The sequence below is a fragment of the Bradyrhizobium oligotrophicum S58 genome (assembly GCF_000344805.1).
Taxonomy (GTDB): domain Bacteria; phylum Pseudomonadota; class Alphaproteobacteria; order Rhizobiales; family Xanthobacteraceae; genus Bradyrhizobium; species Bradyrhizobium oligotrophicum.
The window spans coordinates 6362359-6376037 of record NC_020453.1 but is presented as its reverse complement, the minus strand read 5'-3'; the positions used below and the strand labels follow the sequence as shown (position 1 = coordinate 6376037).

At 65.6% G+C, this 13679-nt stretch carries 13 protein-coding genes; 7 read left to right on the top strand and 6 right to left on the bottom strand.

The genetic code is table 11. From position 1 onward, the window contains the following. Window positions 1-148 precede the first annotated feature (148 nt). On the top strand, window positions 149-862 hold the full coding sequence (locus tag S58_RS27490; RefSeq protein ID WP_015668675.1) for an L-2-amino-thiazoline-4-carboxylic acid hydrolase: 714 nt from the start codon (window positions 149-151) through the stop codon (window positions 860-862). A gap of 806 nt (window positions 863-1668) precedes the next feature. Here the strand turns inward: S58_RS27490 and S58_RS27485 are convergent. Next, window positions 1669-3114: a helix-turn-helix domain-containing protein gene (locus S58_RS27485; protein WP_015668674.1), complete on the bottom strand. Its 1446-nt coding sequence runs from the start codon at window positions 3112-3114 to the stop codon at window positions 1669-1671. Window positions 3115-3300: 186 nt separating this feature from the next. Between S58_RS27485 and S58_RS27480 the strand changes: the two genes are divergently transcribed. After that, window positions 3301-3507, top strand: coding sequence for a DUF4170 domain-containing protein (locus S58_RS27480; protein ID WP_006612464.1), 207 nt, complete (start codon window positions 3301-3303; stop codon window positions 3505-3507). 233 nt (window positions 3508-3740) lie between these two features. Beyond that, entirely contained in the window at window positions 3741-4292 is a 552-nt protein-coding gene (locus S58_RS27475; RefSeq protein WP_015668673.1) for a hypothetical protein, read from the top strand. A gap of 8 nt (window positions 4293-4300) precedes the next feature. On the opposite strand, the gene S58_RS27470 is transcribed toward S58_RS27475, so the two are convergent. Beyond that, entirely contained in the window at window positions 4301-5185 is an 885-nt protein-coding gene (locus S58_RS27470) for a metallophosphoesterase family protein (RefSeq protein WP_015668672.1), read from the bottom strand. 126 nt (window positions 5186-5311) lie between these two features. Between S58_RS27470 and S58_RS27465 the strand changes: the two genes are divergently transcribed. The 3 genes from S58_RS27465 (at window position 5312) to S58_RS27455 (ending at window position 8089) form a co-directional block, all read left to right on the top strand. Beyond that, the gene (locus S58_RS27465; RefSeq protein ID WP_015668671.1) at window positions 5312-5833 is read left to right on the top strand and encodes an NUDIX domain-containing protein; all 522 of its coding nucleotides are present in this window, start codon (window positions 5312-5314) and stop codon (window positions 5831-5833) included. A gap of 48 nt (window positions 5834-5881) precedes the next feature. Next, entirely contained in the window at window positions 5882-6814 is a 933-nt protein-coding gene (locus tag S58_RS27460; protein WP_015668670.1) for a glycosyltransferase family 2 protein, read from the top strand. A gap of 102 nt (window positions 6815-6916) precedes the next feature. After that, window positions 6917-8089: a M20 aminoacylase family protein gene (locus tag S58_RS27455; protein WP_015668669.1), complete on the top strand. Its 1173-nt coding sequence runs from the start codon at window positions 6917-6919 to the stop codon at window positions 8087-8089. A gap of 16 nt (window positions 8090-8105) precedes the next feature. Here S58_RS27455 and qhpR read toward each other — a convergent pair whose 3' ends face one another. The 4 genes from qhpR to S58_RS27435 all read right to left on the bottom strand — a co-directional run bounded on the left by qhpR (window position 8106) and on the right by S58_RS27435 (window position 12892). Continuing rightward, on the bottom strand, window positions 8106-9167 hold the full coding sequence (qhpR, locus tag S58_RS27450) for an AraC-like transcriptional regulator QhpR (RefSeq protein WP_015668668.1): 1062 nt from the start codon (window positions 9165-9167) through the stop codon (window positions 8106-8108). 146 nt (window positions 9168-9313) lie between these two features. Next, window positions 9314-10720 carry an ethanolamine permease gene (gene eat, locus S58_RS27445; RefSeq protein ID WP_015668667.1) on the bottom strand — a complete coding sequence of 469 codons (1407 nt, stop codon included), beginning with the start codon at window positions 10718-10720 and terminating at the stop codon, window positions 9314-9316. Further along, window positions 10713-11495, bottom strand: coding sequence for an ethanolamine ammonia-lyase subunit EutC (eutC, locus tag S58_RS27440; protein WP_015668666.1), 783 nt, complete (start codon window positions 11493-11495; stop codon window positions 10713-10715). Before eutC ends, eat begins: the two co-directional genes overlap by 8 nt. After that, entirely contained in the window at window positions 11492-12892 is a 1401-nt protein-coding gene (locus tag S58_RS27435; protein WP_042340259.1) for an ethanolamine ammonia-lyase subunit EutB, read from the bottom strand. Before S58_RS27435 ends, eutC begins: the two co-directional genes overlap by 4 nt. A gap of 247 nt (window positions 12893-13139) precedes the next feature. Here S58_RS27435 and S58_RS27430 point away from each other — a divergent pair, with 247 nt between their 5' ends. Further along, a complete protein-coding gene (locus S58_RS27430) occupies window positions 13140-13652 on the top strand; it encodes a GNAT family N-acetyltransferase (RefSeq protein WP_015668664.1) in 513 nt (170 codons plus the stop codon). The last annotated feature ends 27 nt before the right edge of the window (window positions 13653-13679 follow it).

Genomic DNA, 13679 nt, shown 5'->3' with positions numbered 1-13679 from the left:
GACTTGGCGTGACCGGCTACGGTCGGTTCGCAGCTTTCGCTGGTTCAGTGCTTTCTCACGCCGAAAAAGTTCGCGAACCAGGCTTGTTAGTTCGAGTGCGTCGAGCCTGCGGTCACTATTGATGCGGCAGGATTGGAGAGGTGTGACCATGTCTGAGATTGTCCATCCGTTCTACGAGAAGCATCGCGGAGCAATGGAGGCGGCGATGCGGCAGCGCCTCGACCTTGCAGAACCGATGCTGAACGATCGTGCGAACCTTTCCGATATCGATGGGATCAGGCAGGAGGTGATGGACGAATTCGAACGCGTGCTCACCCAGATGCCCTATGTCGGAGGCGCGGCCAGCCGCATGAGCGACTTCTTCATGCGCCTGATCGGCTTCATGGCCATCAGCCGGGTGCTGCGGCGACACGGCGTGCCGACGGCCGTGATCGGCGAGATCGAGCGACACACCTACAAGGCCCAACTGCTCACCGAGCCCGAGGCCGAACGTCTTGCCGCGGGGCGTCAATTCATGTCCGCGGAGAACCGGGCCTTGCTGCGTGAGCAGGCGATGATGAGCTCGTCCGAAAGCCATCAGACGACGTTTCCGGACGATTTCGTCTACGATTTCGTCGAGCCCGGCCCAGGCGATCCATTCGAATTCGGCATCAACTACAAAGCGTGCGGCTTCTGCAAATTCGCGGCCCGCCACGGTGACCAGGACATATTGCCGAATATCTGTGGACTCGATTTCGACGCCTACGCCACGCGCGGCATCCACCTGGAACGGACGCAAACCCTCGCCGGCGGCGCGAGCCATTGCAACTTCCGCTTCTCGCGGCTACCGCCGGAGAAGGGCGACGGCACCCCGGATCAATGAGCGCATGCGTCACCGACCTGGTGTGCATGGTCGGGAGGCTATGGTCTGCTCCGAAAAACTGAAATTTGTAGTCCTTTCAAATCGATCACCTCTGTCCAGATGTGTTCGGAAAAATTTTCCGCTTGTCGTGTCGGGCAAATCAATCCCATCCTTCCGCCCATCCCGCCTCGATCTGAGGGGCGTTTCGCGGTCGTCACGAGCGTTGATGCGGGATGCGATGGGCGCGTCGGGCTGCAGCGTGAGTGATCATGCCGACGAACAGTTTGATGCGCACGGCCAAGCCGTGTGGTCCTGATCTCCCGGTGCTGAGATCAAGTTCGCGCCGATGATGGCGCTGATGACAGGGGCAAGACAGCCGGTCCCTGGGGAGAGCGCGGAGTACGCCGTAAAGCCATTGCGCAGGGAGGGCCGGGATGTCCCAGCCGAACCTGTGGTTCCTGCCCCGTGCATTTTTTCGCACGGGGGCCATGGGGGCGGCGAGCTCCCGGTCTTCCCTGCGCCCTCTGTGTTCAAAGGGGCGGGCTATCAGCAAAGCTCGGACGCGAAGGCGCCGCGAGAAGGGAATCGCGCATGCTTCCACACCGTCATTGCGAGCGAAGCGAAGCAATCCAGAGTCGCGTGCTGGACTCTGGATTGCTTCGCTTCGCTCGCAATGACGGTGGATGGGTGGTCGTCACAAACTCAGTGTCATTCCGGGGCGCGCGCAGCGCGAGCCCGGAATCCATTTCGCAGCATAACCCGCGGGGCGATGGATTCCGGGCTCGCGATGCGCGCGCCCCGGAATGACGGGGGAGAGAGTAGTGGCCCTACAACTCCCTCGCATTGCTGAACGCGAACGAGCTGACGCGCCGCGTGGTCTCATCCAAGATCAGCGTCCGCGTGATCGGCGGCTCGGCGCGCTGGGCGCAGTTCTCGCGCTCGCACAGCCGGCAGTTGACGCCGATCGGGGTGCCCTCCGTCTTCTCAAGGTCCATGCCGGCGGCATAGACCAAACGCGAGGCGTGGCGGATCTCGCAGCCCAGGCCGATGGCGAAGCGCGGCTGCGGCAGCGGATGCGGCGCCACCGGGCGGCGCACCATCTGAGCGATCGAGAAATAACGCGACCCATCCGGCAGCTCGATGACCTGCTTTAGCAGCCGGTCGGGCGTGTCGAAGGTCGAGTGCACGTTCCACAACGGGCAGGTGCCGCCGAATTTGGAGAACGGGAAGGTGCCGGACGAGAAGCGCTTGGAGACGTTGCCGGCATTGTCGACGCGCAGCATGAAGAACGGAATGCCGCGCGCGTTCGGGCGCGACAGCGTCGTCAGACGGTGGCAGATCTGCTCGAAGCCGGCGTTGAAGCGCTGCGCCAGCACATTGATGTCGTAGCTCAGCGCTTCGGCGGCCGCGAGGAACGCCGGATAGGGCATGATGACGGCGGCGGCGAAGTAGCTCGCCAGGGTCATCCGATAGAGCCGGCGCGCGGTGTCGTCGAGCGCGCCGGCGCGGCCGATGATGATCTCGAACTGCTGCTGGCATTCGGCCATGCCGAGCTGGACGGCGAGCTGGAAGGTGCGGCCGGGCCCGTCGACGAGTTCGGAAATCAGCAATTGGCGGCGGTGGCGATCGTAGCGGCGCAACGTCTCGCGCATGACGTCGACCGGCATGACCCGGGTCTGCACCGAATGTTTTTCGCGCAACCGCGTTGCGAGCGCCGCGTACAGCCCTTCGGCGGGCACGTCGAGCGCGTCGCGCAAGGCTTCGGCCTGCTGCTCGAGCTCGGCGAAATAATTGCGGTTGGCCTCGATCAGGTCGCGCACCCGCTCGATCGGGTTGGCCTCGAAGCGCGCGCCTTCGTTGCGGTCGGCCATCTGCGCGGCGACGAGGGTCTCGCCGCGGCGCGCCTCAGTGTAGGCCGCGTACAGCCGCTGCAGCGCATGGGTGACGCCGGGACACAGCTCGGCGAGGTCGCGCATCTCCTGCTTGGGGAGCTCGATCTGCCGGAACAGCGGATCGGAGAAGATCTCGTTGAGTTCGGCGAAGAAGCGGTCCTCGTCGGCTGTGGCGAGGTCGCGCAAATCGAGGTCGTAGGTCTCCGCCAGCCGCAGCAGGATCTGGGCAGAGACCGGACGCTGGTTGCGCTCGATCAGGTTGACGTAGCTCGGCGAGATGCCGAGGCCCTCGGCGAGCTGGGTCTGCGACAGCCCCAGTTGCTGGCGGATCCGGCGGAAGCGCGGGCCGACGAACAGCTTCTTTCCGGATTCACCACGCATAGCGATCTCCTCGAAGGGCCTTTTTGTGACAAAATTTACAAAATGACATTTATGACAAGTGATGATGTTACATAACATCACCATTCGAAAACAAGGCCTCTATACGAAGTGGCCGGTTTCGCGTTTATCTCCTGTCACGCAAATCGCAATGCACTGTCAAAGTTGTGACGGTTGAAGGAGGGTCTCATGACCAGCAATTTCTGGGTGATCGGCGGCGAATTCGGCTCGATGAATTTCCACAAGCTGGTGGAGGGCTCGGCCCAGGTGAAGGGTCCGTTCAAGTCGCGCAAGGAAGCCGAGGATTGCTGGCGCGAGGTCTCCGAGGAGAACCGCCACAAGGCCGGCGTGCGGTTCTCGATCGTCGAGGAGCCGCAACGCGCTCCGGCGGCCTGACCGCCGACAAGGAATGCATTGCCGGGTATTTGAATAAGCTCGAGGAACGAGCCCAAGGACGGGGCGGTCTCAGCCGGGTCATTCCGGAGGGGGCCGCCCACGTCCGTTTCGTGGTTACGGCAGCGTGCTTATAACCCATTGAAGATGAAAGGGGTTTGCGGAATACTGGGTTACTGCTACGTTAATGGGTGGGAACCTGGCGAAACCAGGGCCAAACCGTGAAAGCGTGACCGATGTCCGAGGCCGCCGACAGCAGCACAGAATCCCGCCCCGTGCGCCTGCGCGAAGCGCTGCGCCAGGCCCGGATCGAGGCCGCAGACCGAACGGGCGTGGTGGTCGATCTGCGCGATGCCGAGGTGGCGCGGCTCGAAATCCTCAGCGACGCGCTCGATCCGCTGTTCGACGAGATTCCTGGTCAGATCGACCTGTTCGATCGCGGCATCAGCCAGGGCGAGACGCCGCGGCTGTGGATCGACGTCGTCGCCCACGTCGTGATGGGACGCGACAAGCGGCAGTATCGCTTCGTGCAGGATACTCGCAATGGTCGCATCGTGCTCGCCGAGTCGCACGATCTCGCGGCCATCGTGAAGGCCGTCACCGACTACGTCGCGCGCCGCATGGTCGAGCGCGAGCGCGCCTTCAGCGTGGCGCAGGCGCAGGCCCAGGTGATCGAGCCGCCGCGGCGGCGCGGCGGCGTGTGGCCGTTCGTGCTCGGCTTCGTGCTCGGGGCGCTGTCGCTGTTCGGCGTCGCGCTCTATGAGAGCCTGAAGCCGATGTATTTCTGACCGCGACGTCAGAGCAGCCGGATCTGGCGGATCTCGCGCACGCGCAGCGCCTCGTTGACGGCGCGCACGGTCATCTCGCAGCGCCAGTGATTGCCGTCGCTGCTGACGGCGAAGATGTTGTAGGCCGCGGCCGGATAATGGCCGTGCGCGATCGAGGACGCCGAGGGCACGCCGACCACCGGGATCTTGCGCTCGGGACCGTCGATCCAGATCGTCGAATGCACGTGGTCGTGGCCGTGCAGGACCAGCTCGACGCCATGGCGGGCGAGCAGCGCGATCAGGTCGCGGGCGTCGGTCAGCCGCTTCATCCGATGCGCCGAGCGCAGCGGATGATGCACGAGCAGCACGCGAAACAGCTGTTCGTGCGCGAGCGATTCGAGTAGCCGCTCCAGCGCGGCGAGCTGTGCGCTGCCGAGCCGACCGGTCGCCATGAAGGGTGCCGAGGGCACGGCCGACGACAGGCTGATCAGCGCCAGCGGCCCCCTCCGGCGCAGCGAGGGAAACGTTGCCGGTCCCTCGGCGTCGCCGCCGAAATACTCGGCAAAGCTCTCGGCGAAGCGCAGCCGCGTCGACCGCACATAGGCGTCGTGATTGCCGGGGATCGCGGTGACCTTGTCGGGCGGACCCACCGTCCGCAGCCAGGCCAAAGCGAGGGGGAATTCGGCCTCGAGCGCGAAATTGACCAGGTCGCCGGTGACCGCAATCTGGTCCGGCATCTGCGTGTGCAGGTCGGAGATGAGCAGGTCGAGAATGTCACGGCGGTGATACTTGTAACGGTTCCGCGTCCAGTTGAGATAAGCGAGCGCCCGCTTGCCGGCGAGCTCGGCCAGACGCGGCCGCGACAGCGGGGCGAGATGCGGATCGGACAGATGAGCGAGCGTGAAGGCGGCCATCAGGCGTCCCTGCGCCGAAGGTGGATGCGAGCGCGCCAAGCGGTCATGTCGTGCTATCCCTCATGCTGGAGGCTCTCATGGCAAGCCCGGCGGTCGAGCGCAAGAACAACCGGGACGAAGGAGTTCATGGCGGCACATCTCAGCAGATTGCGGATCCGGCTCGAGCCGGTGCTCCGGCGCGGCTTCCACATGTACTGGCGCTTCGCCCGCGGCATGACCCTCGGCGTCCGCGGCGTGGTGCTGGACGGCGACAACCGCGTGTTCCTGGTCCGGCATGGCTATGTGTCGGGCTGGCACCTGCCGGGCGGCGGGGTCGAGGTCGGCGAGACCTTCATGGAGGCCTTGACCCGGGAGCTGTTCGAGGAGGGGCGGATTGCGCTCTCCGGCGAGCCGGAGCTGCACGGCATCTTCCTCAACAGCCACGTCTCGCCGCGCGACCACGTCGCGGTGTTCGTTATCAAAAGGTTCACGCAGGACCGGCCGCCGGAGCCCAACCACGAGATCGTCGAGACCGGATTCTTCGCTGCCGATGCGCTGCCGGAGGGGACGACGCTGGGCACGCTGTCGCGCCTGCGCGAGGTGCTAGACGGCGTTAAGATCATTCCCACCTGGCGGCCCGAACAGCCCGTTGGGGCCGGCGCATTATGAGATTCTGCACCGAAAGAGGGCAGTCTCCCGGCCGTGGGAGAAGGGTCAATGAATTCACCATCGATGCGGATCGCGGTGCTGGTGCCCTGCTACAACGAGGAGGCAGCGGTCGCCGCCGTCGTCAGGGACTTCAAACAGGCGCTGCCGACGGCTGTCGTCTACGTCTACGATAACAATTCGAGGGATCGCACGGTCGAGGTCGCGCGCGCCGCCGGCGCCGAGGTGCGCAGCGAGCGGCGGCAGGGCAAGGGTCACGTGGTCCGGCGCATGTTCGCCGATATCGATGCCGACATCTACGTCCTGGTCGACGGCGATGCGACCTACGACGCGCCGAGCGTGCCTGGCATGATCGAGCGTCTCGTCACCGAGCATCTCGACATGGTGGTCGGGCTGCGGGTCGACCAGGAGCAGGCCGCCTACCGCATGGGCCATCGCACCGGCAACTGGATGCTGACGAGCTTCCTCGCCGAGGTGTTCGGCCAGGCCTTCAAGGACATCCTGTCCGGCTACCGCGTGTTCTCGCGCCGCTTCGTCAAATCCTTCCCCGTCCTCTCCGACGGCTTCGAGATCGAGACCGAACTCACCGTGCATGCACTGGAGCTGGCATTGCCGGTCGCCGAAATCGCGACGCCGTACTACGCACGGCCGGAGGGCTCGGTGTCCAAGCTCAACACCTGGCGCGACGGCTTCCGCATCCTGGGCACGATCCTGAAGCTCTACCGCTCGGAGAAGCCGCTGCGATTCTTCTCCGCGATCGGCATCTTCCTCGCGTTGATCTCGATCGGCTTCGCGATTCCGATCCTGGTCACCTATATCGAGACCGGGCTGGTGCCGCGGCTGCCGACCGCGGTGCTGTCGATGGGCCTGATGATCATGGCGCTGCTGTCGGCCTCCTCGGGCCTGGTGCTCGACACCGTCACCCGCGGCCGGCGCGAGATGAAGCTGCTGGCGTATCTGTCACAGGCACCCGTCGGAAGCTGACCTGCGGATCGAGATGCCGCCATCGTCCGGTCGAAGCTTGTGTCCGCCCGCCGTTCCAGCCATGGTCCAAGCCTCAACGTCCTGAACGAGAACACCACCTCCATGCCCATCCTCAACAGCATCGCCGCGCTCGCGGACGACATGGCCGCCTGGCGTCACGATTTCCACGAACATCCCGAACTGATGTACGAGGTGCATCGCACCGCCGGCATCGTCGCCGAGCGGCTGCGCGACTTCGGCTGCGACGAGGTCGTGACGGGCATCGGGCGCACCGGAGTGGTCGGAGTCATTCGTGGCCGCCAGACGAGTTCCGGCCGCACCATCGGCCTGCGCGCCGACATGGATGCACTGCCGATCGAGGAGGCCTCCGGCGTCCCCTATGCGTCGAAAACGCCGGGGCTGATGCATGCCTGCGGCCATGACGGCCACACCGCCATGCTGCTCGGGGCAGCAAAACATCTCTCCGAGACCCGCAATTTCGATGGCACCGCGGTTCTGATCTTCCAGCCGGCGGAGGAGGGGGGTGCCGGCGGCAAGGCGATGGTCGATGACGGCCTGATGAGCCGCTGGGACATCCAGGAGGTCTACGGCCTGCACAACGCACCGGGCGTGCCCGAAGGCGTGTTCGCCTTGCGGCCGGGCCCGATGCTGGCCGCTTCCGATGAGCTCGAGATCACCGTGCATGGCAAGGGTGGTCACGCCGGCGCCGGCGTTCACAAGGCGGTCGACAGCGTGCTGATCGCCGCGCACATCATCACCGCGCTGCAGTCGATCGTGTCGCGCAACGTCGATCCGATCAAGTCCGCGGTCATTTCGATCTGCGTGGTCGAGGCCGGCAAGGCCTTGAACGTCATTCCCGAGACCGTCGAATTGAAGGGCACCGTGCGCACGCTTGATGCCGACGTGCAGGACCTGGTCGAGCGCCGCATCGCCGAGGTCGCCGACGGCATCGCCCGCACCTATGGCGGAACCGCGACGACGAAATACACACGGCTCTATCCGATCACGACGAACCACGCGCGGGAAGCCGTGATCGCAGCCGATGTCGCGCGCGACGTCGTTGGTGTGGAGCGCGTCGTCGATAACGCGCCGCCGCTGATGGGGGCCGAGGATTTCGCCTTCATGCTGCAGGCACGCCCGGGCGCGTTCGTGTTCCTCGGCATGGGCGACGGCAAGGACTGCCACCATCCGGCCTATCGCTTCAACGACAACATTCTCGGCCACGGCGCCTCCTATTGGGTGCGGCTGGTCGAGAAGACGATGCCGGCAGGCTGACTTTGGCCTCGCGCCGTCAGCCGCGGGCCGTCGGTCGCAGCGAGAGTTGGCGCCACTGACGCGGGCTACAGCCGGTCCAGCGCGAGAAGGCGCGGGAGAAGGCCGAGGCTTCGGAATAGCCGAGCAGGAAGGTGACGTCGCCGAGCGGCAGATGAGTTTGGCGCAGATAGTGGCGAGCGAGATCGAGACGCGTCGTCTCGACGAGATCGGAGAAGGTGACGCCAAGCTCGGCGAGGCGGCGTTGCAGGGTCCAGGGCGTCATCGACAGCGCCTCGGCAACCTCCTCGAGATGCTGCGCGCCGGCCGACAGCCGTCGCCTGATCTCGCCGCGGACGAGATCGAGGAACGCCGGCGTGCCGCAGGAGCCGGCGACACCGGCAAGATCGGTCGTCAGCCGCTGAAGGCGTGACAGATCGGCCCCTGGCATGGCGCGGTCCAGGCCTTGATCGCGAAACACCAGCGCGTTGGTGCCCTGCGACCATCCCACGTCGGCGTCGAACGCGGCTTCATGATCACGCCAGGTGGCGGGCCGCGCATGCTCGAATATCACCATCTCCGGCGCCCAGCCTGACGGGAGACAGGCCCGGAAGACGTTGGCGAACATGCCCATCGTCAGCTCGGCATCCTGCCTGCGATCGACGATCGAGCCATCGAGGATGCGATATTCGAGCCGGAGAAAACCGTCGCGGCGTGTGAGCCGGGTCTCGGTCGCCTGCTGATGCCAGGGAAACCACAGCGCGAGGTGTTCGATCGCCGAGCCGAGCGTCGGCGCCGACAGCGCGATCTCGCCGATCAGGCCAAGCATCTGCGGCTGGTAGCGCTGGCCGAACCACAGGCCGAAATTGTCGTTGCCGGTCTCCTGCGCGGCGTCTTCCATCATCGCGACATAGTCGGCGAGGTCGAGCGCGCGGCGGGTCTGGCCGAGGCAGTCTGCGTCGATGCCGATCCGCTCGAACACCGCCTCGGGGCGCCCTCCCGTCTGGGCGATGAAATCGGCGACGCCGGTCGCAGCAGCGGCCAGGATGTTGCGGCTGCGGTCTCGCGGATGCTCGCGTTCGGCTGCAAGAGGCTGTGCCATGAAATCCTCGCCTTTGAGGACGTATGCCGTCGGTTGACACCTCGTAGTTATGCAAGTCACGTGCCTGGCGAAGCGGGCTATCGATGAAGCCCTCCGCGTTGGGACGCGGAGGGCTCGCCTCGATCTGGTATCGCGGGTCCGGCCGATCAGTCGGCCATGGCGCGGGCCTCGGTCAATGCGATATCGAGCAGACTGTCATTCGCTGCATTGCCGCGCTTGCCTGCCGTCAGACGATAGAGCAGCAGGCCGGCGGCGAACAGCACCACGAACGCTGCGAACACCTGCAGGTTGTACCAGATCATCGTGAGCAGCGACAGCGTCGCGCATACCAGCGCCACGGCCGGAAGCACCGGGTAGAGTGGCGCCTTGAACGGCCTGATAAGATTGGGCTCGGTGGCGCGCAGGCGGAACAGCGCGGCCATGCTCATGATGTACATCACGAGCGCGCCGAACACGCTCATCGTGACGATGTTGGCCGTCAGTGTCTGCCCGGCGAACTGGATCAGCTCGTCGGAATAGATCGCGGCGATGCCGATCACGCCGCCGGCAAGGATCGCCCAATGTGGCGTGCGGCAGGTCGGATGCAGCGCGGCGAGCTTCGCCGGCAGGAAGCCGGCCCGCGACAGCGCGAAGATCTGCCGCGAATAGCCCATGATGATGCCGTGGAACGAGGCGATCAGGCCGAACAGGCCGATCCACACCAGCATGTGCAGCCAACCCGAATTCTCGCCGACCACGATCTTCATCGCCTGTGGCAAGGGATCGTTGATGTTGGACAGCTTCGACCAGTCGCCGACGCCGCCGGCCATGATCATGGTGCCGAAGGCGAGCACGACGAGAGTCAGGATGCCGGCAATGTAGGCGAGCGGAATGGTTCGGGTCGGATTCTTGGTCTCTTCCGCCGCCATCGCAGCGCCCTCGATGGCCAGGAAGAACCAGATCGCGAACGGGATCGCCGCGATGATTCCGCCGATGCTCGCCATCGAAAACGAATTCTCTCCGGCCCAGCCATTCGCGGCGAAGTTGGCAAAGGAGAAGCCGGGTGTCACCACGCCCATGAACACGAAGAGCTCGATGATCGCCAGGATCGTCACGAACAGCTCGAAGGTCGCCGCGATGGTCACGCCGGCGATATTGAGGGCCATGAATACCAGGTAGGCGCCGAGTGCGGCGGTCTTCGGCGACAGCGCTGGAAACTGGACGTTGAGATAGGCGCCGATCGCGAGTGCGATGGCGGGCGGTGCGAATACGAACTCGATCAGCGTCGCGAAGCCGGCGACGAAGCCGCCGAGCGGACCGAAGGCGCGATAGGAATAGGCGAACGGACCACCGGCATGCGGGATCGCGGTGGTGAGCTCGGTGAAGGAGAAGATGAAGGTGGTGTACATCACCGCGATGAAGATCGTGGTGACGAGGAAGCCGAGCGTGCCGGCCTTGTCCCAGCCATAGCTCCAGCCGAAATACTCGCCGGAGATCACGAGCCCGACCGCGATGCCCCAGAGATGGAGTCCGGTCAGGCTCTTCGAAAGCGTCGGTTTGGTCTCGCTACTCATGGTCACGCGCTCCTGTCGGTTTGTGATGGGTGATCTGTGTCGTCGCTTGTGTCGTCGCGAGCGCGGCGTCCGGCGCCGCCTCCTTGAGTCCGATGCCGGTGACGCCGGTGCGCAGCGCTTCGCGCACCAGCCAGGCCAGCTTGTCGGCGGCGCGCTCCGCGGACAGGCCGTGACCGTGAATGTTGGAGATGCAGTTGCGGGCGCTGTCGCGCAGGCCGGGAGCTGGATCGAGCGAGAGATAGACGCCAAGCGAGTCGGCCGCCGACAGCCCCGGACGCTCGCCGATCATGACCGCGACCAGCCCGGCTCCCATGGCGGCACCGACATCGTCGCCCAGCGCCACGCGCGCCTGCGAGGCGAGCACGACCGGGCCGATCGTCAGGCCCGACAGCCGCGCCTCGGTCGCGATCACCACGTCAGCCGCATGGCCTTCGACCGCATCGGCGGAGAGCCCGTCGGCAATGACGAAGACGAGATCGAACGGACCCGGTGGCAACCTGGACGCTTCGCCCGCGGCAAGGCGGCGGCCAAGGTCGGGCCGGCGCAGATAGCTGGCACGGTCCGGCGCTGCGCTCGCGACCTTGATCACCTCGCGCGGCGTGAGCGCGGCTGCGATGCCGTCGAAATCGACTTTGCCCCATACGGCATCGCGCGCCAGCGCATGCGCCATCTGGAATTCGAGCTTCGCTGCGGTCGGCAGCCCGTCGCCGGAGCGGCCGAGCGCGACGCGGGCGCGCGTCATCCGGCGCAGCATCTCGAGCGCATCGTCCCTCATGGGCGCGCTCCCTGGCCGATCAGCCGGGCCACGGCCGGTGCGCTGCCGGGCAGCGGCGGCACGCGGCCGCTGTCGTCGAGCAGGCCCATGCCTGCCAGCCAGGCCTCGAACTCCGGCGCGGGCCGGCGGCCGAGTACATGCCGCAGCCGCATCACGTCGTGATGCGACAGGCTCTGATAATTGAGCATGATGTCGTCGGCGCCGGGCACCGCGATCAGGAAGTTGACGTTGGCCACTGCCAGCAGCAGCGCCAGATCGTCCATGTCGTCCTGATCGGCCTCGGCGTGGTTGGTGTAGCAGACGTCGCAGCCCATGGGCACGCCGAGCAGCTTGGCGCAGAAATGATCCTCGAGGCCCGCACGGATGATCTCCTTCGCGTCGTAGAGATATTCCGGACCGATGAATCCGACCACGGTGTTGACCAGCAGCGGGGAGAAGGCGCGCGCCACCGCATAGGCCCGCGCCTCGACCGTCTGCTGATCGAGGCCGTGATGGGCGTCCGCGGACAGCGCCGCGCCCTGGCCGGTCTCGAAATACATCACGTTGTTGCCGACCGTGCCGCGCTTCAGCGACAAGGCAGCGTCCTGCGCCTCCGCCAGCACCGCGAGCGTCACGCCGAAGCCGGCATTGGCAGCCTCGGTACCGGCGATCGACTGGAACACGAGATCGAGTGGCGCGCCCTTCTCGATGGCCTGGATCGAGGTCGTGACATGGCTCAGCACGCAGGACTGCGTTGGTACCTCGAATTTCAGCCTGAGCTGATCGAGCATCGTGAGCAGGCGGATGCAGGCGTCGACATTGTCGGTCGCCGGGTTGATGCCGATCACGGCATCGCCCATGCCGTACAGCAGCCCGTCGAGCGTGCCGGCCGCAATCGCCAGCGGATCGTCGGTCGGATCGTTCGGCTGCAGCCGCGACGCCAGCCGCCCGTGCAGGCCGATGGTGGAGCGGAAACGCGTCACGACCCGGCATTTGGCGGCAATCGCAATGAGGTCGCCATTGCCGCAGAGCTTGGATACCGCGGCCACCATTTCCGGCGTGAGGCCAGGGGCGAGCGCGGCCAGCCGCTCGGCATCGGCCTCCCACGACATCAGCCATTCGCGCAGCTCACCGACCGTCAGCGCGGCGACGGGTGCGAATGCGGCAGCATCGTGGCTGTCGAGGATGAGGCGCGTGACCTCGTCGCTCTCATAGGGAATCAGCGGCTCGTCGAGAAAGCGCCGCAGCGGCACGTCGGCCAGCGCCATCCGCGCCGCCACTCGCCGTGTCGCGCTGGCGGCTGCAACACCTGCCAGCTCATCGCCTGAGCGGCGTGGGGAGGCACAGGCCATCAGCGTCTTGAGATCGCCGAATACATGAGTTTCGCCGCGATGGCGCGACCTGAACGCACCCGTCATGCTCGACCTAGCCACTCGTGCTGCCTATGGGCGGTCCGCAAGGCTGCGGTGGCGACTGCAGCGCTCGTGACCTGGGGGCAGGTTAATTCAGGTCAGTTCGGGAAACTTGACATCTCAGCACAATCTTCGGTCAAGCCGGGCTGATGCTCATTATTTCAGCATGGCAAAACGGGCGAACGAGGTTCTTGAACCGGGGCGAGCCATGCCATGGACCGCGCCGCTCCAGGATGCTATCCCGCCACCCCACATGAGTGACCTCTCCATTACGATATCCGCGGAAAAGCCGGGCGACGCGCAGGCGATCGAGCGGCTGCATGAGCGCACCTTCGGCCCTGGCCGATTCGTGCTGAGCGCCTACCGGCTGCGCGAGCACGTCCACCATCTGCTCGAATTGTCGTTCACGGCGCATATCGGCACCTTGCTGGTCGGCTCGGTGCGGCAACTGCCGATCTGCGTCGGCGACACCAAGGCGCTGATGCTGGGACCGCTGACCGTCGAGCCGCCGTTCCGCAAGCACGGCATCGGCCGCATGCTGATGGAGCGCTCGGTCGCGGATGCGAAGGCGCAAGGCCACCGCTTCGTCCTGCTGGTCGGCGATGCCGCTTATTATGCGCGCGTCGGCTTCAAGCCGGTGCCGAAGGGCAGGGCGACCATGCCGGGCCCGGTCGATTACAATCGCCTGCTGGTGAACGATCTGGTCGAGGGCGCGTTCGAAGGCGTCTCGGGTGAGATCCGGCCCGATTGGGATTACGCGCGCTGACCTCATCCGTCACTGCGGATTTGTAGC